The sequence below is a fragment of the Streptomyces sp. Ru73 genome (genome assembly GCF_002920575.1).
Lineage (GTDB): Bacteria > Actinomycetota > Actinomycetes > Streptomycetales > Streptomycetaceae > Streptomyces.
Genome location: NZ_PQSQ01000005.1, coordinates 145,091 through 165,266, shown reverse-complemented (window position 1 = coordinate 165,266; position 20,176 = coordinate 145,091). Strand labels below are relative to the sequence as shown.

Genomic DNA, 20,176 nt, shown 5'->3' with positions numbered 1-20,176 from the left:
CGGCGCCCGCAGCGGTAACAGCCACCTTCGGTCCCGGTGATCTTCGGTCACTTCGCGCTGGCCGCGATCGGCCTCGTCGTGTGGATCATCTACCTCGTCGCCGACAAGGACGCACTGGCCTGGACCTCCTTCATCCTGCTCGTGCCCGTCGCGCTCCTCGGCTTCGTCATGCTGGCGCGCTGGCTCCCCGTGTACCGCGCCCACGCCACGGCCCCGGCAGGCGCCGGGCAGCCGGCCGGCACCCAGCAGGCCGTACCCGCCGAGCGGCACTTCCCCGTCGCCGTGGTCCTGGCCCACGGGCTGTTCGCCGTGGTGACGGTGGTACTCGTCCTGCTGTCCGCCCTGGGCGTCGGAGGCAGCTGACATGTCACCGCACTCCACCGCCCTCCCCCAGCAGGCCGAGCCGATACCCCAGGCGGCTGCCTTGCGTGTGGTCTCCCCCGTCGGTCAGGAGAGGGACCTGGCAGCCGCCGAGCAGGCCGCCGCGCAGTTCCTGCAGGCCCTCGGCATCAGTACGGATTCCGAGAGCCTGCGGGGCACGCCCGGCCGGATGGCCCGCGCCTACGCCGAACTGTTCACGCCGCGCCCGTTCGACCTGACGACCTTCCCCAACGACGAGGGGTACGACGAACTGGTCCTCGCCCGCAGCATCCCGCTCCGTTCCGTGTGCGAGCACCATCTGCTGCCCTTCGTCGGCACCGCGCACATCGGTTACCTCCCTGGTCAGCGCATCCTCGGGCTGTCCAAGCTCGCCCGCATCCTGGAACACTTCGCCTGCCGCCCGCAGGTCCAGGAGCGACTCACCAAGCAGGTCGCCGACTGGCTGCAGACCCAGCTGGAGCCCAAGGGTGTCGGTGTGGTCATCCAGGCCGAGCACACGTGCATGACCCTGCGCGGCGTCCAGGCCACCGGTACCACCACGATGACCTCCACCCTGCTGGGCCTGCTGCGTACCGACGCCCGCTCCCGCAGCGAATTTCTCACCCTGACCGGCCTTCCGGGGTGACCGGCCTGCCCGGCTGACCGGCCTGCCTGGCTGGCCGGCCTCCCGGGCTGGCCGGCCGGGGAGGGCGCCGCGCAGTGGAATACCTGGTGGGCCTGCATGTTGCTTGCGGGCCCACCGGGTGGGTGTTGGCGTTTCGGAGCGGAGCGTGGGTTCCCGAACCCCGGCCTTCTGGCCCGGTGTTCCGGGGCCCGGCCATTCGGCCCGGTGTGCCGATGTACCAGCCCCGTACGAGGCTCAGCCGACAAGTACGAGGCAGGCTCAGCCGGCAACCAGCAGCGACAACACCCGGGCAAGCGCCCAAAGACAACGAACCCCGCCCCTCTGTGGAGGGACGGGGTTCCGGTGGAGCGCTGGGCAGGCCTTGCACCTGCATCTCCCCGCAGGAAGCGGGGCGTCTTTCCTTGGACCACCAACGCCGGGCAAACCGTCCGGGCTTCCGGCGGCCTGCGCAAGATCAACTATAGCAGCCGGCGGGCCGTGCCCGTACCAGGCAACCGGGCGCGTCGACGCGGCACCCCGCCATGATGTGGCCGTCTCGGTGGCCGTCGGATGCTGTCGCCGCGGTACGGCCGTTGCGGTGCAGCGGTTGAGCCGCCGCAGCACCGCAACGGCCGTACGGTTGAGCCACCACCGCCCCGGATAGTTCATAGGCAGGTACAGGCGTCCCCGAGATCCCGGAACCCGGATCTTGGAATCCCACGAGAAGAAGAGTCCTGCATGCCCGACGGTCCCGCCCCCGCGTTCCGCAGCTACCCCAACGCCCTGCTCGACCTGCTGTCCGCCACCCCCGGCCGTCCCGTTCTCACGGCTGACGGCGGGCTGCACGTCACCGCCGGCGAGCTGCGTGATCACACGTACCGGCTGGCCCGGGAGCTGGCCGAACGGGGCTTCGGACCGGGTACGACCGTTGCCCTGCTCACCGGCAACACCCCCGAGGCGCTCACGGCCCGGTACGCCGCGCATCTCGCCGGTGCCCGGGTCGTCCACCTCCACAACGGCCTGGCCCCCGCCGTACTCGCCCGCCTCGCCGAGAGCACCGAGACGACGCTGCTGCTCATCGACTCCACCCGGCACACGACGGCGAAGGGCCTGCTGCCCCTGCTCGCGGCGCCCGCCGTACTCGGGCTGGGCCCCAACCCCTTCGGGGAGGACGTCCTGGCGGCCGCCGCCCGGCGCGAACCGCACGCCTTCACCTCACCGGTCGGCCCGGAAGACGACCTGTACATCCAGCACACGGGCGGAACCACTGGCGTACCCAAAGGCATCCGCACCACTCACGGACCGTACGCGAGGGGCGTCGGTTTCCCCATCGCCGACGCGGGAGATCCGCCCCGCTATCTGGCCTGCACTCCGCTCGGCCGACTCGCCGGCTTCCTCACCGACAAGACGTTGATGCAGGGCGGTTCCGTGGTCCTGCAACACTCCTTCGAACCGGGGGCCGTACTCGCCGCGATCGCACGCGAACGCATTACCCACGTATGGCTGTTGCCGCCCCAGCTGCACCAGCTCCTCGACCACCCCGACCTGCCCGCAACCGACCTCTCCAGCCTCACCCGGATCACCTACGGCGGCTCGCCCTCCTCGGCCGCTCGCCTGCGGCAGGCAGCCGACGTCTTCGGCCCGATCCTCTACGGCTGGTACGCCCAGAGCGAGGCACCGGCCATCAGCGAGGCACGACCGCACGAGCACACCATCACCGGTCCCGGCGGCCGCATCACCGTCGGCCGCCCCCTGCCCGGCGTCGACGTCGCCATCCGCGACGAAGAGGGCAGGACCCTGCCGCCGGGTGAGGAGGGCGAGATCCAGGTACGGTCACCGATCGTGATGTCCGGCTACTGGCGGCAGCCCGAACTCACCGCCAAGGTGCTACGCGACGGATGGCTGCGTACCGGAGACATCGGCACGCTCAACGAGGACGGTTACCTCTTCGTCGTCGGCCGACGGGACAACGTCATCATCGTCGTGGGCGGGCACGTCCACCCCACCGAAGTCGAAGAACTGCTCCTCTCCCACCCGGCAGTCGCCCAGTGCGCCGTCTTCGGTGCCCGCGATGCCGACGAGACCGAACGCATCCACGCGGCCATCGTGCCCGCCGCCGGGCACTCCCCCACTCCGGAGGAGATCCGGGGCTTCGTCAGCACGCACAAGGGCCGCCTGTGCGCGCCCGACGCAATCCACCTACTCACCGAGCTCCCGCTCACCCCGGCGGACAAGCCCGACATCGAGCTGCTGCGTACGACGCTGGCGACTGCTGGACCGGTACCTCGCGCCCAGTCCGCATCCGGGCCTGCTGCTCCTCTTCGATGACGCTGGGCCCATTGCCAACCGCCGCATGGGGGTAGCGCCGCTGCGAGCTGAGGCATGACATATGTCATCTTCGAGAGGCTACTGATGACTCTGCAGGGGCGACCGTCGGCGCTCGTAGACTCCCATCATGTTCAAATCACGCAAAGCCGGACGGGAAGATTCCTGGGACGGCGTCGTCACCGATAAGTCCCGGGGCATGCTCGACGGCTCGAACATGTACCACTTCGTCGAGATCAACCTCGCCGACGGCGAGTCCATAAAGGTCCGGATCGACCGTCGGCTCTGGAAGTCGGTCGAGGTCGGCGATCACATCGTCAAGCGGCCGGGCGCCGAGCCGGCCAAGGGGTAGCGCGCCGCGGGCGGAATGTACGCGCCAACGCCCATGGGAGCCGACCCACGGGCGTTGACATACCGCGATATACCGAACAAGCTCCCCAGTTCCAGTTCCAGGCGCAGCCGCAGGCGCAGGTGCTGTTGTGGTCAGTGGCTGTCCACGCCATCGCCGGGAACGGCGTCCTGGGGTGTGGTGTGCCAGTTGGTGACGATCGGCCTGTCGACGGTGATGGGGCCGGTGTGCAGGCTGACCGGGTCGGTCCGGTCGTCCTTGCTCACCGAGACGATGATCTCCTCCAGCTCCTTGCCGTCATCGGTGTTGGTCGTCTTGGGGTTCACCCCGGCGTACGCCGTGGTACCGCCGCTCAGCTTTACCGGCTCACCGACGGCCTGCTCGGCCGGGCCCGCTTCGGTACCGTCGGACCCGAACGCCACCACCGGGAGAGCGGCCGGAAGCGTGCAGGTAATACCCGACTTGGCCGTCACCGAGATGAGCACGTAGCCGCCGGCCTGAGTCTCGGACTTGGCACTCCACTTCAGGTCGTTGGCGCCACACACCTGTCCGTAGCCGCCCTTGCCATCCTTGCCGCCGCCGACGGAAGCGTTGCCGTTGTTGCCGGACGCGCCGCCTCCCGTCGACTTCCCACCGTCCGCCCCAGCCGAGGAGCCACCGGAACCGGAACCGCCGCCATCGCCACCCGCGCCGCCATCAGCTTCCTGCCCCTGATCCGCGGCCCCCGCCGCACTGGGCGAGGACGAGACGCCGGCGGACTCGGCCCCGCCGTTGTCGCAGGCGCTCAGCGCGAAGACGGTGGCCGCCGCCATCGCGGCCAGGGTGGTCGTACGGATGAGGTTCTTGCGCATGGTTGCTCCCCCGTGGATGGAACTGCTTCAGCCGGACGCGACGCTCGGCACGCCCTGTCGACAATCAGCTTCGGAGATCTTGTTGGCGTTTCGCTAACGGACGGCTAACACGGTGCACGGTGCACGGTGCATGCGGCCTGGCCAGTCGCGTACCTCGAGCTGGCGGCGGTCCCGGGGCCACTCAAGATCGGGCCCCAGGAGCGCTCAAAGGGGATGGAGAGTGGGTGGGCTGGGGGTGGGATGAGGGTGGGGCGGGGAGGGCGGGGGCGGGGGCGGGACCCGGGGGGGGAGGCAGGGAGATGAGGCGAAGTGAGGTGGAGAGGAAGCGTTCAGCTTCTCGGTCAGCGACGTTCAGCCTCTGGGGATCTCGTCAACGGCGGGCATGGGGTCGCCGTCCGGGTGCCATCCGCTCAGGAAGGCGGCCTGTCGGCTGACGTCGACGAACTCGATGCGGGCCCCGATGCTGTCCATACGGTGATATGCGAACGGCCGACCGTAGGGGCAGCCCGAGAAGTCGACGGGCATGCCTTCCTTCTCCAGTCGCCGGGAGGATTGCGTGACATCGCTGGACCAGAAGCCGATGTGATCGAACCTGGCGCCCTCGGACGCGTCCCAGGGGCTGCCTGCGGGTCCCGTGATGAGTTCGATGAACGGAGGCCCACCCTTGCTGCTTCCCCTGCTACCGCCCCTGCTGAAGACGATGCGGTAGTCCCACTCACCCATCCGGTCGGACACCGGGTCGCTCCACTCGACCCCAGCCGAGCGCCGGAAGTCGCGCATCGCCTGCTCGATGTCCGGGACGACGAAACACACATGGTAGAAGCCAGTCATTCGCCCATTCTTGAACAAGGAGTGGGAGAGGATGTCGAGAACTGCCCGGCGGCTCCGTCCCAGGGGCAGGCGTCACCCCCGGCGGCTCCGTCCCAGGGGCAGGGGTAGGTGCCACCCCGGCGGCTCCGCCCCAAGAGCGGATGCGGCCGTCCTGGCCGTACGGCATCGAGGAGACTCGGCATGGCGATCCAGCGGATGGACAACGTTCTCATCGTTGTCGACGACCTCGACGCGGTTGTTTCGTTCTTCGTCGAGCTTGGCATGGAGCTGGAGGGCAAAGGGCCCGTCGAGGGGCGCTGGGTGGAGCGTGTCATCGGGCTCGACGACGTACGGCAGGACGTCGCCATGCTGCGGGTACCGGACGGCCCCGGCCGCATCGAGCTGGCGAAGTTCCACACGCCGAAGGCCGTCAGCGCCGGCCCGGAGGACGCGCCCACGAACACACTGGGCATTCGCCGCGTCATGTTCGCCGTGGACGACATCGACGACGTCGTTGCGCGCCTGCGCACCCATGGCGCCGAACTCGTCGGCGAGGTTGCCCAGTACGAGAACAGCTACCGGCTCTGTTACGTACGCGGTCCCGAGGGCATCATCGTCGGACTGGCCGAACAGCTCAGCTGAGGAGCGTTCCGCCGTCCAGCCGTTCCGCCGTTTTCGTCGCCAGCCCCTCGGCCGCATGGCTTTCGCCCGGGCCCGTAAGAATGTACTCCCGCAGGGTGGCGCAGTGAGGTGTGCTGCGCGCCGTTCGACCAGGCCGCCCCGATCCGGCATGTTTTTCGACAACGCCCATACCACCCAAGGCACTTCCCACCGCGGAGTTTCAGGGGATCGGCGGTCTTGCGGTGCGGTACCGGCGTGTAGTGCGCTACCCATCATGAGGAACGTCAGGAACAGGAGCATCACCGCGCTGGCCGCTGCCGGCCTGCTTGCGTCGTCCCTTCTCGCCGCCGCAACGCATCCACCGGCGGCGGCCGCCGATGCCGGTACCCATACCGATGCCGGTATGGGCACGGCAGGTTCACCGCAGACCGGTACGGGCACGGGGCGAGGCGCCGGCCGGCTCGGCGTCGACCTCGACACGGTGACGATTCCGCAGCTGCAGGCGCGGATGGGGGACGGTTCACTGACCTCATCGGCGTTGACCACCGCCTATCTGCAGCGGATCAAGACCATCGATCCCAAGATCCACGCGGTGCTGCGTACCGACCCGACGGCTCTGTGGCAGGCCGCCGCGAGTGATGCCAGGCATCGGCGCGGCGCTGTCCGCGGGCCGCTCGACGGCATCCCTGTTCTGATCAAGGACAATGTGAACACCCGCGGGCTCGCGTCGACGGCCGGTTCGCTGGCGCTGGCCGGGAAGCCGCCCAGCGCCGACGCCGACCTGGTGACGCGGCTGCGGAAGGCCGGGGCAGTCATCCTCGGCAAGACCAACCTGTCGGAATGGGCGAACTTTCGCGCGGAGAAGCCGACCTCGGGCTGGTCAGCCGTAGGCGGGCAGACCCACAATCCGTATGTGCTGGACCGGAACCCGTGCGGGTCCTCCTCCGGCTCGGCCGCCGCGCTCGCCGCATCGCTGGCCCAGGTGGCGATCGGCACTGAGACGGACGGGTCCATCGTGTGCCCGGCCGGCATGAACGGGGTCGTCGGCCACAAGCCCAGCCTCGGTCTGGTCAGCCAGGACGGCGTGGTACCGATCTCCGCGGAGCAGGACACCGCTGGACCCATGGCGCGCAACGTCACCGACACCGCGCTCACCCTGTCGGTGATCAGCGGTAGCGGCGGCGCGCGTTCCGGCGGCGCTGCCGGCCTCACCGACACCGCGCTCCGCCCCGACAGTCTGCGGGGCAAGCGGATCGGCCTGTGGCGACTGCCCTCGCTCGGGCCGGAGGTGGATGCCCTGATGACCCGTACGGCGAAGAAGCTGCGCGCGGCGGGGGCCGAGGTCGTCGAGGTGACGCCGCCGTACCAGAAGCGGCTCGCGGAGCTTGAATTCCCTGCCCTGCTCAGCGAGTTCCACCGGGACATCGACGCCTACCTCGCCACCCGCCACGGGCCGCGGGACCTCGCCGGACTCATCGAGTTCAACCGCACCCACCCCGCGGAACGGACGTGTTTCGCCGGACAGGAGCTGTTCGAGCAGGCCCTCGCCGCGCCGTCGACCACCGACCCGAAGTACCGGGCCATGCGCGCGGAGCTCAAGGACCTCTCCCGGCGTTCCATCGACGAGACGATGGCCACCCACCGGCTCGACGCCATCGCCTCGCCGACCAACCCGCCCGCATGGACGACCGACTGTGCGCGGGGCGACAACGATGTGATCCCGTCGTCCACCCCGGCGGCCGTCTCCGGGTACCCGTCCTTGTCGGTACCCGCCGGTTCCGTGGGCAAGCTGCCCGTCGGCGTACTGCTGATGGCCGGCGACCGCCAGGACGCCAAGCTGCTGTCGCTGGGAGCGGCAGTAGAACACCGGCTCGCCGCGTGGCGGGCACCGCAGTACCTGCCGTCGGTGGGTGCGGACGCCGACCGGTGACCCGAACGCGTCGGCATCCGGCCCACGTCATGTCACCGGGGTCGGGTGCCGACGCGTCGTCCGGGTGGACGTATCGTCCTTCCCTACGGCCGTCCGTGCCGGTGCGTCGTCGGTGCCACAGCGCCGCATCGCCCGCATTGCCTCATTGCGGCATCGCCAGGTTGCCGCATTGCGGCACTGCTGCCCTGCCGCAGCAGCCATTGCTCGTACTCGGTGAAGCCCGTGGTGAGTGCATGGTGCGCGTCGGCTGCGAGGGCTGGGAGGGCGTACTCCGGTGATCCGGCAGCCTGACGAGCGTCGCGGACGGCCCGACGCGGGCCCCATGGCGGCCGCGCAGGCTCCCGGAGCGCACTGGCCGGCTTGCTCAGCACGGGAAGGGAATGGGTTAGGTTCGCTCTGCACCTGCTCGCGCACTGTGTCCCCAGCACGGTCCGGGTCGGAACCGGAGGAAAAGTATGCAAGAGCCGACAGAATCGGTATCTAAGGAGCACGAGCCTTTAGACGCCCGCGAGGCGGAGCTCGACCAGCTCCGTCAGGAAGTACGGAACCTGCGCGCCAAGGTCCGCACCCATCCGCTGATCTCGCAGGCACAGGGCATCGTGCAGGAGCGCTACCGGCTGCCGGACGCACAGAGCGCCTTCGACCTGATGAAGCGCTGCTCACAGCGGCACAATGTGAAGCTGCGGGAGCTGGCGTCCGCCGTGGTGTCCGTGCCCCGGCCCGACAACGATCAGGCTCTGTGGTTTCCGGGCCGGTCCGGCCGGACGCCGCCGGCGTTGCGCTTCCTGCCCGGTCACCGCCCGGACAAGGTCAGCCGCAGCACCGTGCTGAAGCAGGTACTCCATCAGGCGCTGACGTTCACCGGGGCGCAGATGGGTGATCTGCAGACGATGGATCCGCTGATCGGCCTGCGAATGGAGCACCACCTCGGGCTCAATGAGGACTTCCTGGACTTCTTCGCCGTGGTCGACGACGGCACCCCTTGCTCCCTCGCTGCTCAGCGCCAGGTCCGCGTCGTCTCCGACATCGCCACCGATCCGGCGGTCAGCGAAGGGGCGCGCGAGATGATCCTCGCGGCGGGCAGCCGTACCGCGCACAGCATCCCGATGGTCTCGGCCGCGGGCCACACCGTCGGGGTGTTCTCCCTGCATCTGCCGCGGGAGAACCAGGACCTCACGCGTGCGCAGGCGACCGCCTTGGACGCCATGGCCCGGCAGGCGGGCCAGTGGCTGGACTGGCATCAGCGCACCATCGTGCTGAACGCCCTGGAAGACCTCCACCAGCGCGGGTCGGCCCTGCGCGCCGCCACGCCGTCCCGGCGCTCGGCCAATGGCAGTACCAAGTAGGTCTGGGGGCTCGGTGCGGTACGAGCCGCCGCGCTGCGAAGCCGTCGGCGGGCCGGGGCCGACCGGCTCTGCCGGGGTGCGGCTCGGGAACGCGTTCCCATAGCGGCGGGGCAGCGTCGACGCCGGCGCCGACGGACGCGCCAGCGGCACGGGCCACTCGGCACCCATCCGCTGCACGGCCAGTCACTCCTGACTCTCGGTACCGCCCGCGGGCTCCTGACCCGAGGTTTTCCCCGCATCGACGAACCTGAGGCAGCCACCGGAGCCGGAGTGGGAGCCCGGAGCGAGGACATCGAAGACCTCGCTCCGGGCAGCAGGCCGACGCGACCCGCAGCTGGCCTCCTTGGCCGACGGGTGGTGGAACGGGCACACCAGTGCCCCGACCACTACACCGGCTGCGGTGCAGGAGGTCAGCTCTTGTAGGCGAGGGGCCGCAGGCCGGACTGCGCGAGGCTCAGCGCCGCGTGCAGTCTTTCCGCGGCTTCCTTGGCTTCGACCAGTCCGGCATATGTGTCGAGCAGGTCGGATTCGAGCGTGTCGCGGTTGCTGCGCAGGTGCGCTCTGAACTCCAGGTGTTCGATGAACGCGCAGATCTGGTCGAAGACCTCGGGCAGCCGCATCGCCATCGTGACGAGGGCGCCGACGGTGGCGCAGGCTTCCTCCGGCTGCTGCCACCCCTGTCCGCCCTCGCTGTCCTGGGTGCGGCGACTGAGGGCCCCGACGGCTTCGGCGGCGTCGTCGGCGAGCGATGAGGGCGTCTTGTCAGTCATGGTGCGATTCCTCCCCGTTGAGGTACTCAGGCCGCCGTGGAGCGGCCCGATATACCTACCGGAAAACCGGAAGAAGATCATCCGTTTCCTCTGTGACATACCCCCGTCCGCCAGTGATCAGGCGTCGGCACGCCACGGTTCCGGCGACCGGGCAGGAATCCGTTCCTGCCCGCCACACCTGGCCTGACCTGCCCTGACCTGCTCTTTCGAGGAGAATCTGCGACGTGCGCGCGGTGTCGTGCCACCGGCTTCCGAGAGCAGCCGACCCCGCGCGGCTACGACAACTGTTCGTCGTGCGGTTAGGCGGTGGTTCGTTGTACGTACTGCTGGTCGGCTGGCGCACGACGGGTGGTTACGGAAGGGCCGTGAAGCCTCTGTGCAGATTTTCGATGTGCACGGTCATGCTTAACGCACCGCAGGGATGCGGTGGCTCGGGCGCGTGACCCTCGGCCCGGCTCAGGAGATGCGCCACCACTTGACCCGCTCGCCCTCGCCCAAGATCGACCGAAGGGCGGGAAAGAACAGGAGCAGAGCGGACGGGGTACTGCGCACGTCCGTGATTTCTACGATGCTGTGGTTCCGGAATGATCGACACACGAGCAGGGACCGCACTGTGGCGCAGAGCACGAAGATCGACTACATCGGCACCGAAGAACTCGCCCAGCTACTGCGGCCGAGCGAAGCCGTCGCCGCGATCCGGGACGCACTGATCGCCGGGCTCGACCCGGCCGCCGACCAGCCACGCTCGGTCCTGTCCCTCCCCCACGGCGACGGGCAGCTGCTGTCCATGCCTTCCGCGTCGGAACACGGCATAGGCGTGAAGGTTCTCTCCGCCGTGCCGGACAACACAGCACGCGGGTTGCCCCGCATTCAGGGCGTGCACGTGGTCTTCCAGCCGCCCGCCTACGCACCCGCCGCCGTCATCGACGGCGCCGCGCTGACCACACTGCGCACGCCCGCGGTCTCCGTCGCGGCCGTACTGCCGCTCGTGACCGGGCCGGGACGCCGCTGGCGCACGGTGGTCTTCGGCGCCGGGCCCCAGGGCGCCGGTCACGTGCGGACGCTGCGGGATGCCGGGGTTGCGCTCTCGGACGTCACCTACGTCGTACGCGACCCGTCACGCGCCCAGCCGGAGCTGGTACGCGAAGACAGGGTGGTGCCGGTGGAACAGTGTGAGCAGTGGCTGCGGCAGGCCGACCTCGTGGTGTGCGCGACGACCTCCGCCCGGCCGCTGTTCGACTCGACGCTGCTCGGGCCCGACGTCGTCGTACTCGCCGTGGGCTCGCACTCCCCCGACGCCCGTGAGGTGGACTCGGCGCTGGCCGCCCGTGCTCAGGTCATCGTGGAGGATCGCAAGACCGCGCTGCGCGAATGCGGAGACATCGCCCTGCCGGTGGCCGAAGGGGTACTCACAGCCGAGCGGCTGCTGCCCATGGCAGACGTGGTGCGGGGCGAGGCCGTACTCGACGGCTCGCGGCCCGTGCTGTTCAAGGGGTCCGGCATGGCCTGGCAGGACGCCGTGATCGCGGACGCTGCGCTGCGCAAGGTCGGCGGGGCGACGGACCCGTCGCGCGGGTGAGCGTTGCTTGGGTCGTCGCCACCGACTTGGCTCCCCACGCTTCGATGCCGGGCCGTTGGCCGAAGCAGGGGCGCCCGGCAGACGGGCTGGTCAGCCCTCGGGGTAGAAGACGAACAACGTACATCCCGTTGTCGTTTGCGGGACATGGGAGGAACCCGCTGGGGCGTGAATGAAGGAGCCGGCGGGAAAGTCCCGTTGGCCGTCGTTGAAGATGCCCGCGACGACGAAGACCTCCTCGGGCCCCGGTTCGTGCACGTCGATGCCCTCCCAGCACGTACCCGGGTCCATCTCCAGTACGTGAGCCTTCGCGCCGTTTTCCCCGCTCCACAACGGGCGCAGCCGGATGCCGGGGAAGATTTCCCGAACCGGCGCATCGTCCAGCGACGAACACTCGAAAGCAAGGGCGTTGTGCTCTGTTGTCATGGCACCAGCTTCTCCGGCCCCTGCCAGTACGCCGAGTGTCAGAAACGACATCATGCGGTACTTTCCTGCCAGGCCCGGTCGCGTCGGATCCGCTGTACGCCGCCTCGCTGGCGTCTCCGGCCCAGACGCGGCGCGGCGCCGTAGCCGTGAGTCGCACGCACCTGCCAAATACTCGCTCCGCAGCCGCCGGGCCCGGCATCCCGGCCGATACCAACGCATCTCCCCCCACCGATTCCTGCAGGTGGGGCGGCATCCACCGGGTTTCACGCGGACGGATAGCCTGGGCACGTCAGCGAAGATCGCAGAAGGGTGGAGCACATGGCAGACATCGTGGAGACGGCGGCGCGCAAGGTCTTCGAGCGTTACGACGTCGACGGGGACGGCCTGGTCACCGCGGACGAGTACCGCAAGGTCGTGGCGGAGCTGGAGGGTTCGGAGATCACCGAGTCCGAGGCCCAGGGGCTGATCGACTCGCTCGACGCCAACGGCGATCGTCAGATGTCCTTCGAGGAGTTCTGGGCGGCCATGAATGGCTGACGCCGCCGGGCCCGGCGCGTGAACGTGCCGGGCCCGACTCCCCATCACGGCGGCCCCGGCACGCGGTCGTCGACACCCTCAAACAGCGCGGTACGCAGTGCCGTTCCGGCCGGCCTCACTGGCACGCGCGCTCGGGCGTGACCGCGCACGTTTCCGCAGACTGGCTGGCTGGCCAGTGACCGAATGCCACCGATCCACCGCTCAGTGCGTGGTCAGTCCGTTCCACCGCTCAGTGTGTGGTCAGTCCGTCCGCCGCCCCGAGCACCCCAACGCCGCCCCCTCCAGTAGGGGCTGGAGGGCGTCGAGAAGCGGACCGGGGCTGGTGGTGTCGTTGCCCGTAAGGCCCTCCCCCGCCTCGAACTCGCCGATTTCCAGGCCGACGACCTCGTGCTCGGCCAGCACGTCGGCGAGGGCGTTCAGGTCCTCCAGTGTGAGGCCGTGTGGTACGACGTAGTCGGTCGGCACGATCCCGGGTTCCAGGACGTCGCAGTCGATGTGTACGTACACCGGGCGGCCGGCGATCGCGGCCCGCAGCCTGGTCGTGAGGGCCGGGCCCATGCCCAGCAGCGTGACCACGCCTTGGTCGATCAACGACTGCTCGGGCGGGTCGATGTCGCGGGCCCCGCACAGGATCACGTTCTCGGCCTTGAGCCCGTCGCCCAGGCCCGTGTCCCACATCCCCAGCGGCCCGCTCAGGGCGAGACCGCCCAGGTAGCCGGTCGTGGTGCTCTCGGGAGTGTTCAGATCAGCGTGTGCGTCGAACCAGACGACGACCGCGTCGGGGCGATACTTGGCGAGGACGGGAAGGGTTGCCAGGGCGACCGCGCACCGGCTCAGCGCGGTGACCGGCGTACCTCCGCTGTGGAAGACGTGCTCGTACTGCTGAGCCATCGCCCGTAGTGCCGGGCGCGCCGCCGCGAGTTCGTCCTTCCAGTTCGTACAGAGCGCGGGTTCGGGCGTTCCGACCACGACCGGGGCAGTGTCCAGGCGGGACGCCAGCTCGGCGGCGATCATTCCCGAACCCTGCATCGCACGGTCGTTGTGATCACCGGCACGGGCTGCGAAGTGCGTGACCACCGGGGATGTTCGGGCGGCAGTCGAGACGGTCATCGGTCCTCACTCTCAGGTGGCGGAAGGCGGAAGGCGGAAGACGGACAGTTTGACCGTATGGCTGGGCGTTGTGGTGGGACAAACGAAAATCGAGAGCATCATGCTCGACAATTTGGGCCACAACTGCACTCCCCGATCGGAGTGTGGGATCTGGTCGCGAGCTGGCCGCCCGCTACATCGCTGTCGGCGTGCGACCACGCGCTGGAGCGAGTCCGCGGCGTACCGGGAGGCAAGGCACCCAGACCAGCCTGCTGTGCAACTCGCCGACGGCCAGCCTCGAAGTTCGCCATCTCGGAGTTGGCGATCTCGGAATTGGCGATGAGCAACAGCGGGAGGGCGAGTGCGGCGCAGGCGAGGCGTTGTGCGCTGGGGCGGGTGGCTCGGGATGCGGTTGTAGGGGGCGTGGCCAGGGCGGAGGATGAGTTGCTGCGGGGCGGCTGGGCGAAGGGCTAGTTGATGAACTGGTCGAGGAACTCGCCGAACAGACGCAAGCCGGTACGCAGGTTCTCGGTGTCGTCGGCGAAGCCGATGCGTACGGTGTGCTCGATGCCGAATGCGGCGCCGGGGGTGAACATGACGCCGGTGTGCTCCAGCAGGCGGGTGCACAGGTCGTAGGAGCCGAGGGCGGTGTCGTAACGGATCAGTGCGGTGGTGCCCGAGGCCGGCTTCACGTAGGTGACGTCGCTGCGGCTGTTGACCCACTCGTCGAGGATGGCGAGGTTGGTGCGGGTGATGTGCTGGGAGCGGGCCAGGACGGCGTCCTTGTGTTCCAGGGCGACGCAGGCCAGGAGGTCGTCGACGCGTCCCACGCTGATCGTGGTGTAGTCGCGGTGGGTGGTGACCTCGTTCAGCAACTCGGCCGGGCCGACGATCCAGCCCAGGCGCAGGCCGGCCAGGGAGTACGGCTTGGACATGCTGCCGGTGGAGATGCCGCGCCGGTACAGGTCGGCGATGGAGGTGGTGAATCCGTCGCCTGCCTGGTCCACTCCCCGGTAGACCTCGTCGCACAGCACCCACGCCCCGACGCGGTCGGCGATCTCGGCGATGCGGGCGAGGCCGGCCTCGTCGATGAGCGCGCCGGTGGGGTTGTTGGGGTTGTTGACCGCTATGAGCTTGGTGTCCGGGGTAACGAGACGGTCGAGTTCGTCCAGGTCGGGCAGCCATCCGTGCTCTTCACGCAGCGGCAGGTGATCGACGCGGGCGCCGTAGCTGTCGGGGATGGAGTAGTGCTGCTGGTAGGTGGGGACGACGGCCACGACGTGGTCGCCCGGCTCGACGAGGGTGGCGTGCACGAGTGCGTTGGCACCGATGGCGCCGTGGGTGACCAGGACATTGTCCGCGGTCCGGGATGCGTACAGGCCCGCGATCAGGGTGCGCAGGCGCGGGCTGCCGGGGATCGGCCCGTACGTGAGCGGGGTGGCGTCCAGCTCGGCCAGCACTTCCTCGCGCCGGCCGGACAGGTCCAGCAGTTCGCCAGCGGTGAGCGAGCGTACGCAGGTCTCGGCCAGGTTGTACCGGCAGGTCTCCTCGTAGTCGTTCATCCATTGCTCGACTGCGAACTGGTCGATCTTCACTGGAACTGTCTCCTTGTTGTCTCGTCGCCTTGTCGTCTCGTCGGCTCGTCGCCTTATCGATGGCGTCTGCGTTGTCGGTGTCGTGGCGGGTGAGCCTGAGGAGTGACGAACGCCCGCATGATGAGCAATATATTGCGCACTCATCGACGTGGCAACTTTTTTGCGCACTATACTGCTCACCATGAGGAGTGAGGCCGAGCCCGGCAGCAGCGCTACGCAACAGTTCGTCGCCCGCATCGGCGACCGCATTCGCACGCTGCGCAAGCAACGCGGCTGGAGTGTGCAGCAGCTGGCGGAGGCCAGCGGACTCAGCCGGCGGATGCTCACCGACATCGAGCTGGGCCGTGCGAACCCCAGCCTTGCCACCGTCGACCGCGCCGCGCGTGCCTTGGACACCGACTTCGCCGCGCTGGCTCTACCCGAGGACAACACCGCGGGCGAACAGGTCGAGGGGACCCTCGTGTGGCAGGCTCCGGACGGCAGCCAGGCACTCCTGCTGGGGGCAACTCAAGCTCCACGGGGCGCCACCCAAGCGCCACGAGCCGAACTGTGGCGCTGGACCCTGGCCCCCGGAGGCCAGTACGACGCCGAACCCGACCGCCCCGGCGCGCAGGAAATCCACCACGTCCTCTCCGGCCGCCTGACCCTGGCGACCGAGACCGGGAATCAGGTCCTGGGGGCCGGGCAGAGTACCGTCGTCGCCAGCGATCAGGAGTACGCCTACCGCAACGATGGAGCCGAACCCGTCGTCTTCATGCGGGTCGTCAGCGGCGCCTGACCCCCTCCTTGGCCGGCGTCGGCATTCAGCCGGCCGCTGGCCCACATGGGTGAAGCCAGGCCCCGCACGAGGGACGTTCGGCGTATCCCGGAGCGGCCCAGGATATGCCGGAGGCGACCCGATCCGGGCTCCGCCAGAGGAAGGCAGTCCCATGAGGAAGCTCGTCGCCACCGTTCTCGCAACCCTCACGCTCGCCGCGGCCGCGCTGGTAGGCAGCGCCGCCGTAGCCACGGCAGCCGACCCGCAGCCTTCGTGGAACAACGCCAACGCCCACGCCGCCATCGCCGGCAGCGGTGGCGTCCTCTGACGCCTCGGAGGCAGGGGTCCGCCTAAGGCTTTCCCCACCCGCCCGGGGCGACTGCGGCGGTGATCACCCCGGGCGGGCCTCGACGAGGCCGCAGGCGCAGGCGCAGGCGCAGGCCGCATAATTGGTGGCGTCGTCCCGCGTACTGTAGACAATGCATCCATGCGCATCCGAGCCGTACGCCTGGACGAACTGACCCTCCTTCAGGACATCGAGAGGGCAGCCGGGCAGTGGTTCCGGGATGTCGGCATGCCGGAGATCGCCGAGGATGAACCGTTGCCGGTCGGCGAGCTCGCTCGTTACCACCGCAGCGGGCTGGCCTGGGTCGTGGCCGACGACGCCGATGCCCCGGTGGCCTATCTGATCGCCGACCGCGTCGACGGCAACCTCCACGTCGAGCAGGTCTCGGTGCATCCGGACAGCGCGCGTCGCGGTATCGGGCGGCTGCTGCTCGACCACCTGGCTGCGCATGCCAGGCTCGAGGGCGCGCCCGCGTTGACCCTGACCACGTTCACCCAGGTCCCGTGGAACGCCCCCTACTACGCGCGTTGTGGCTTTCGGCCCATGGACGACGACAGGCTCACTCCCGGACTGCGGACGATCCGCGAGCGGGAGGCGGCCCATGGCCTGGACCGGTGGCCGCGGATCTGCATGCGCCGGGCGCTGAGCGGTTGAGCGGTTGAGAGATTGAGAGGGATGAAGTCGTGGGGGTGGCGGCGCGCACGCGCTCGCTGTGTGTGGTGAAGGCGGCTCCCGAGCGACTACCCCGATCCGGGGGGCCAACCAGCCACCGGTGTACGCCCGTTGGGCTGGAGGCCCGAGAGACGTCACCCCCTGCACCGGCCCGACGCCCGGGCCTGCCCCAGCCCGACGCCCGGGCGTAGCGGCCCCGCTGCCGGTGTGCGGGGAGAGGGGCGCTGCGCCGATGGTTAAGGTGATCAGCCGGACCGTCGGCGGAGAGAGGCCAGGACATGCGCATACCGAACATCAGCCGGGGCCGATGGCTCGGGATACTGGCGGTCGTGCTCGTGCTGGGCACAGCGGCCGCCCTGGTCCCGGTCATCGGTAAAGCCGCCGGGTTCGGCTGTCGTGATGCTCCCGCCTCGATGGTGGCGCTGGCCAAGGACCCGCGCGCGGCGACCCGCGCCCTGGATCCCGGGCAGGACCTCTCCCGTATCGGGCGGGTGAAGAAGCTGCTCGGCAACGATGCCGACCCGCTGTGTGCGGACGAGGACGGCGTGGGAGTGGCCGGGCCGGCGCTGGTCGCCGCCGCGACGGGTGGCGGCCGGATGCACACCATGCCCATGGCGCGCGTCGCGCACGCGGCCGTCATGACCGTCGGCGAGGAGTACGAGGAGGCGAACGTCCCGGACGGGCTGCAGCCGTACCTGGCACGCATTCTCGTCGCCTACATCGCCGACGCGCACCGGGACATCACGGGCACGACGTATCGGAAGATACCCGCGGTGCTGGGCCGGGACGCCGAGTACACGGGCAAGGACCAGAGCGCCAACTGGGCGGCGGCCTATCCGGTCCCCCGCGAGGCGCACGCCCTCTTCAGCCGGCAGTGGGACGGTCGCGCGCTCAAGAGCGCCGTACGCGCGTTGGCGACCGATCCCAAGTCGTTCGCCATGCTGTACGACGCCGAACGCGCCTACCTGGCCTACTACTTGGAGCGCCTGGGCCAGGACGCCATCCAACCCGCCCAGCACGACCAGAAGAACGCCTACCTGGCTACGGAGCTGGAGATGAGGTCCACCGGGTGGATGATCGCCACCCTGATGCAGTCCCGCCAGGAGCTGGCGAAGCGGGTCGATGACGCCGACCTCAAGGCGTTCGACGATGCTGTGTTCCGGGCGAGCCGGGGGACGTTCCGTGCGGCGCCCCGGCAGGTCACCACCAGCCCCGCCGCGAGCACCATCGCCTCCCGGCCGGCCACGGCCGCGCACCGGAAGCACTTCCTGGACGGCGACAGGCAGGTGCTCGACATCTACGACCGCTGGGCCGGGCAGCGGCACATCAAGCGTGCCACCGCCGCGCACTACCGCGACAAACTCCACGACGCGTACCTCACCCGCATGGGCATGGACGGATAGGGCTCCGGCAGCTCTGCTCCGCCGCTCGCGCGCACCGCAGGCAGTGGTCGTATCGTGCCGCCATGGGACTGGATCTCACCGTATGCATGGCCGACTGGGAGCGGCTGCGCGAAATTCGCGTCGAGGACCGTATCGAGGCCATGGACGATGCGATCTGGCCGTTGGGGCCCGATGACGAGTACTACATCAGCAGCGGGGCGGCCAAGGGGTGGCTCTGGCCTCCGGGCGGGGAGGCGGCGTGGTGTGCCGAGTACCGCTTCTTCAGCGTCACCCGCTCGTACAGCTGGCATCGCTGCGCGGGGGCGGCCTGGGCCGACATGCGGCCGCTCGCCGAGTCGTCGCTGCGCGAGGACTTGGACTGCTTCTTGAGCGGGCTGATCTGGGAGGACGACCCGGACGGAGGTCTTACCGCGACGGACGCGGGAGGCTTCTTTCCGTCGGTCGGCGACTCGGTCGGTGGCTTGTGGCGGCGGTCCACCCTCTTCGTCTGTCCGCCGGAGGCGGTGCCTGACAAGGCCCGTGCCTGGGAGCGGGCGACGTCGCGCATCGAGGAGCTGCGCGGCCCCTTCGCTGCGGAGTGCGAGGGCTGGGCCGGGCGTCCGGAGTCGTTCGAGGGGTTCGCCGCGCTCATCGGCGAGTGGGGCGCGGTGACAGCGGAGGCCGCCCGGCGTGGCTGGGGCTTGGTAGGTCTTCCGAGCTGAGCAGGCTGGTGCTGGTACCGGTGCCGCTGCAGCACATGAACGAAGACGCGGCGGCGCTTCAGCTCGTAAGCACCCAGTCCGGCGTCCACGTCCCGGCGACGTTGAAGTCGGTCGCCGGGGCGGCGAGGTGGGCGCGGAGGGTGGCCAGGGCCGGGTGGGGGTTGTCGCGGTGCCAGAGGAGCGAGTGCGGGTAGACCGGCGTGGGGTCGGTCACCGGGATGCGGCGCAGGTCGTGGCCGGCGGGCCAGGCTCCGGTGGCACCTCCCTGCGGTAGCCGGGGGATGGTCTGCTCGCCCATGAAGGTGGCCAGTTCCGGGGTGTCGGCGATGGTGTCGAGGAGTGCGTCGGAGCCGAAGTTGGGGCCGGTCGCCTCGATGGTGAGGCCGAATGCGGCGACGAGGTCGTCGTAGTACGCGGCCCACTCCGTACCGGGGACGATGCCGGGCATCCAGATCCGGTGCCCGGCGAGCTGTGCGAGGGTCACCGACCGGGCGTCTGCCAGCGCGTGGTCGGGGCCGGTGAGGAGCTGGAGCGGCTCGTCGAGCACCCTGACGGACGCGATGTCCTCGGGAAGCGGCCTGCCGGGCATGGCGACGGCGCGGAAGGAGGCGTCGATCGCGCCGGAGCGGAGGGCGGCGACGGCAGCCTCGAAGTCGAACAGCATCACCACGTCGAGGTCGACCTCGGGGTGCGCACGGTGGAAGCCGCGCATCAGGCCCGACGGTGCGACGCGCGAGGCGATCACGTCGACGCGCAGCGGACGGCGACTGGTGTGTACGGATGCGAACGCCCGCTCGGCGACGCGCAGCAGCTCGCGCGCGTGGGGAAGGAAGGCCTGGCCGTCGATGGTGAGCTCGGCGCCGCGCGCGGTGCGGGTGAAGAGCCGTACGCCGAGGTTGCGCTCCAGCGCGGCGATGCGCTTGGAGACGGCCTGCTGGGTGATCGCCAGCTCGGCGGCGGCCTCCTGGAACTGTCCCGCGTCGGCTGCGGCGACGAACGTACGGACGGTGTCGAGGTCCATGCCGACACTCTAGGTGTACAACCGATGGTTGTGGCTGCGGGCTCTGCGGTTGTTTGATCTCGGGTT

General features: G+C 69.6%; 21 protein-coding genes. 14 read left to right on the top strand and 7 right to left on the bottom strand.

Annotated features, from left to right (window positions below):
* Positions 1 to 36 precede the first annotated feature (36 nt).
* The 4 genes from C3486_RS04170 (at position 37) to C3486_RS36890 (ending at position 3,662) form a co-directional block, all read left to right on the top strand.
* Positions 37 to 363, top strand: coding sequence for a hypothetical protein (locus C3486_RS04170; RefSeq protein WP_258052579.1), 327 nt, complete (start codon positions 37 to 39; stop codon positions 361 to 363).
* A 1-nt stretch (position 364) separates the two neighbouring features.
* Positions 365 to 1,006, top strand: coding sequence for a GTP cyclohydrolase I FolE (gene folE, locus C3486_RS04165; RefSeq protein ID WP_258052578.1), 642 nt, complete (start codon positions 365 to 367; stop codon positions 1,004 to 1,006).
* A 717-nt stretch (positions 1,007 to 1,723) separates the two neighbouring features.
* Complete coding sequence (locus tag C3486_RS04160; RefSeq protein WP_103831161.1) at positions 1,724 to 3,313, top strand: AMP-binding protein; 1,590 nt, start codon at positions 1,724 to 1,726, stop codon at positions 3,311 to 3,313.
* Positions 3,314 to 3,440: 127 nt separating this feature from the next.
* Positions 3,441 to 3,662, top strand: coding sequence for a hypothetical protein (locus C3486_RS36890; protein WP_146074955.1), 222 nt, complete (start codon positions 3,441 to 3,443; stop codon positions 3,660 to 3,662).
* A gap of 131 nt (positions 3,663 to 3,793) precedes the next feature.
* Here the strand turns inward: C3486_RS36890 and C3486_RS04155 are convergent, their stop codons facing one another.
* Positions 3,794 to 4,510, bottom strand: a complete 717-nt coding sequence (locus C3486_RS04155) for a DUF4232 domain-containing protein (protein ID WP_258052577.1) — start codon at positions 4,508 to 4,510, stop codon at positions 3,794 to 3,796.
* Between the two features lie 351 nt (positions 4,511 to 4,861).
* Complete coding sequence (locus C3486_RS04150) at positions 4,862 to 5,341, bottom strand: VOC family protein (protein WP_103831160.1); 480 nt, start codon at positions 5,339 to 5,341, stop codon at positions 4,862 to 4,864.
* 180 nt (positions 5,342 to 5,521) lie between these two features.
* Between C3486_RS04150 and C3486_RS04145 the strand changes: the two genes are divergently transcribed.
* The 3 genes from C3486_RS04145 (at position 5,522) to C3486_RS04135 (ending at position 9,217) form a co-directional block, all read left to right on the top strand.
* On the top strand, positions 5,522 to 5,962 hold the full coding sequence (locus C3486_RS04145) for a VOC family protein (protein ID WP_103831159.1): 441 nt from the start codon (positions 5,522 to 5,524) through the stop codon (positions 5,960 to 5,962).
* A gap of 382 nt (positions 5,963 to 6,344) precedes the next feature.
* Positions 6,345 to 7,871, top strand: a complete 1,527-nt coding sequence (locus C3486_RS04140) for an amidase (protein WP_374936835.1) — start codon at positions 6,345 to 6,347, stop codon at positions 7,869 to 7,871.
* A 455-nt stretch (positions 7,872 to 8,326) separates the two neighbouring features.
* Entirely contained in the window at positions 8,327 to 9,217 is an 891-nt protein-coding gene (locus C3486_RS04135; protein WP_103831157.1) for a GAF and ANTAR domain-containing protein, read from the top strand.
* A gap of 410 nt (positions 9,218 to 9,627) precedes the next feature.
* On the opposite strand, the gene C3486_RS04130 is transcribed toward C3486_RS04135, so the two are convergent.
* Complete coding sequence (locus tag C3486_RS04130) at positions 9,628 to 9,987, bottom strand: hypothetical protein (protein ID WP_103831156.1); 360 nt, start codon at positions 9,985 to 9,987, stop codon at positions 9,628 to 9,630.
* Between the two features lie 613 nt (positions 9,988 to 10,600).
* Here C3486_RS04130 and C3486_RS04125 point away from each other — a divergent pair.
* Positions 10,601 to 11,566 carry an ornithine cyclodeaminase family protein gene (locus tag C3486_RS04125; RefSeq protein ID WP_258052576.1) on the top strand — a complete coding sequence of 322 codons (966 nt, stop codon included), beginning with the start codon at positions 10,601 to 10,603 and terminating at the stop codon, positions 11,564 to 11,566.
* Positions 11,567 to 11,656: 90 nt separating this feature from the next.
* On the opposite strand, the gene C3486_RS04120 is transcribed toward C3486_RS04125, so the two are convergent.
* Positions 11,657 to 11,989 (bottom strand): cupin domain-containing protein, encoded by a 333-nt coding sequence (locus C3486_RS04120; protein WP_258052585.1) that lies wholly within the window; start codon positions 11,987 to 11,989, stop codon positions 11,657 to 11,659.
* A gap of 318 nt (positions 11,990 to 12,307) precedes the next feature.
* Between C3486_RS04120 and C3486_RS04115 the strand changes: the two genes are divergently transcribed.
* Positions 12,308 to 12,526 carry an EF-hand domain-containing protein gene (locus C3486_RS04115; protein WP_103831176.1) on the top strand — a complete coding sequence of 73 codons (219 nt, stop codon included), beginning with the start codon at positions 12,308 to 12,310 and terminating at the stop codon, positions 12,524 to 12,526.
* 240 nt (positions 12,527 to 12,766) lie between these two features.
* Here the strand turns inward: C3486_RS04115 and C3486_RS04110 are convergent, their stop codons facing one another.
* Positions 12,767 to 13,636: an arginase family protein gene (locus C3486_RS04110; protein WP_103831154.1), complete on the bottom strand. Its 870-nt coding sequence runs from the start codon at positions 13,634 to 13,636 to the stop codon at positions 12,767 to 12,769.
* Positions 13,637 to 14,085: 449 nt separating this feature from the next.
* Entirely contained in the window at positions 14,086 to 15,210 is a 1,125-nt protein-coding gene (locus tag C3486_RS04105) for an aminotransferase (RefSeq protein ID WP_103831153.1), read from the bottom strand.
* A 181-nt stretch (positions 15,211 to 15,391) separates the two neighbouring features.
* On the opposite strand from C3486_RS04105, the gene C3486_RS04100 reads away from it, so the two are divergent.
* The 5 genes from C3486_RS04100 to C3486_RS04085 all read left to right on the top strand — a co-directional run bounded on the left by C3486_RS04100 (position 15,392) and on the right by C3486_RS04085 (position 19,089).
* Positions 15,392 to 15,988 carry a helix-turn-helix domain-containing protein gene (locus C3486_RS04100; RefSeq protein WP_146074954.1) on the top strand — a complete coding sequence of 199 codons (597 nt, stop codon included), beginning with the start codon at positions 15,392 to 15,394 and terminating at the stop codon, positions 15,986 to 15,988.
* Between the two features lie 151 nt (positions 15,989 to 16,139).
* Positions 16,140 to 16,295, top strand: a complete 156-nt coding sequence (locus C3486_RS37135; RefSeq protein WP_181138435.1) for a hypothetical protein — start codon at positions 16,140 to 16,142, stop codon at positions 16,293 to 16,295.
* A 159-nt stretch (positions 16,296 to 16,454) separates the two neighbouring features.
* Positions 16,455 to 16,967, top strand: a complete 513-nt coding sequence (locus C3486_RS04095) for a GNAT family N-acetyltransferase (protein ID WP_103831151.1) — start codon at positions 16,455 to 16,457, stop codon at positions 16,965 to 16,967.
* Positions 16,968 to 17,263: 296 nt separating this feature from the next.
* Positions 17,264 to 18,388 carry a hypothetical protein gene (locus C3486_RS04090; RefSeq protein WP_103831150.1) on the top strand — a complete coding sequence of 375 codons (1,125 nt, stop codon included), beginning with the start codon at positions 17,264 to 17,266 and terminating at the stop codon, positions 18,386 to 18,388.
* A 62-nt stretch (positions 18,389 to 18,450) separates the two neighbouring features.
* On the top strand, positions 18,451 to 19,089 hold the full coding sequence (locus C3486_RS04085; RefSeq protein WP_103831149.1) for a hypothetical protein: 639 nt from the start codon (positions 18,451 to 18,453) through the stop codon (positions 19,087 to 19,089).
* A gap of 58 nt (positions 19,090 to 19,147) precedes the next feature.
* On the opposite strand, the gene C3486_RS04080 is transcribed toward C3486_RS04085, so the two are convergent.
* Positions 19,148 to 20,110, bottom strand: coding sequence for a LysR family transcriptional regulator (locus C3486_RS04080; RefSeq protein ID WP_103831148.1), 963 nt, complete (start codon positions 20,108 to 20,110; stop codon positions 19,148 to 19,150).
* Between the last annotated feature and the right edge of the window lie 66 nt (positions 20,111 to 20,176).

What these genes read in the sequence shown, in the direction of transcription:
- folE (WP_258052578.1), top strand. Translation starts at nt 365, where the DNA reads ATGTCACCGCACTCCACCGCCCTCCCCCAGCAGGCCGAGCCGATACCC.
- C3486_RS04160 (WP_103831161.1), top strand. Translation starts at nt 1,724, where the DNA reads ATGCCCGACGGTCCCGCCCCCGCGTTCCGCAGCTACCCCAACGCCCTG.
- C3486_RS36890 (WP_146074955.1), top strand. Translation starts at nt 3,441, where the DNA reads ATGTTCAAATCACGCAAAGCCGGACGGGAAGATTCCTGGGACGGCGTC.
- C3486_RS04155 (WP_258052577.1), bottom strand. Translation starts at nt 4,510, where the DNA reads ATGCGCAAGAACCTCATCCGTACGACCACCCTGGCCGCGATGGCGGCG.
- C3486_RS04150 (WP_103831160.1), bottom strand. Translation starts at nt 5,341, where the DNA reads ATGACTGGCTTCTACCATGTGTGTTTCGTCGTCCCGGACATCGAGCAG.
- C3486_RS04145 (WP_103831159.1), top strand. Translation starts at nt 5,522, where the DNA reads ATGGCGATCCAGCGGATGGACAACGTTCTCATCGTTGTCGACGACCTC.
- C3486_RS04140 (WP_374936835.1), top strand. Translation starts at nt 6,345, where the DNA reads ATGGGCACGGCAGGTTCACCGCAGACCGGTACGGGCACGGGGCGAGGC.
- C3486_RS04135 (WP_103831157.1), top strand. Translation starts at nt 8,327, where the DNA reads ATGCAAGAGCCGACAGAATCGGTATCTAAGGAGCACGAGCCTTTAGAC.
- C3486_RS04130 (WP_103831156.1), bottom strand. Translation starts at nt 9,987, where the DNA reads ATGACTGACAAGACGCCCTCATCGCTCGCCGACGACGCCGCCGAAGCC.
- C3486_RS04120 (WP_258052585.1), bottom strand. Translation starts at nt 11,989, where the DNA reads ATGACAACAGAGCACAACGCCCTTGCTTTCGAGTGTTCGTCGCTGGAC.
- C3486_RS04115 (WP_103831176.1), top strand. Translation starts at nt 12,308, where the DNA reads ATGGCAGACATCGTGGAGACGGCGGCGCGCAAGGTCTTCGAGCGTTAC.
- C3486_RS04110 (WP_103831154.1), bottom strand. Translation starts at nt 13,636, where the DNA reads ATGACCGTCTCGACTGCCGCCCGAACATCCCCGGTGGTCACGCACTTC.
- C3486_RS04100 (WP_146074954.1), top strand. Translation starts at nt 15,392, where the DNA reads ATGAGGAGTGAGGCCGAGCCCGGCAGCAGCGCTACGCAACAGTTCGTC.
- C3486_RS37135 (WP_181138435.1), top strand. Translation starts at nt 16,140, where the DNA reads ATGAGGAAGCTCGTCGCCACCGTTCTCGCAACCCTCACGCTCGCCGCG.
- C3486_RS04095 (WP_103831151.1), top strand. Translation starts at nt 16,455, where the DNA reads ATGCGCATCCGAGCCGTACGCCTGGACGAACTGACCCTCCTTCAGGAC.
- C3486_RS04090 (WP_103831150.1), top strand. Translation starts at nt 17,264, where the DNA reads ATGCGCATACCGAACATCAGCCGGGGCCGATGGCTCGGGATACTGGCG.
- C3486_RS04085 (WP_103831149.1), top strand. Translation starts at nt 18,451, where the DNA reads ATGGGACTGGATCTCACCGTATGCATGGCCGACTGGGAGCGGCTGCGC.
- C3486_RS04080 (WP_103831148.1), bottom strand. Translation starts at nt 20,110, where the DNA reads ATGGACCTCGACACCGTCCGTACGTTCGTCGCCGCAGCCGACGCGGGA.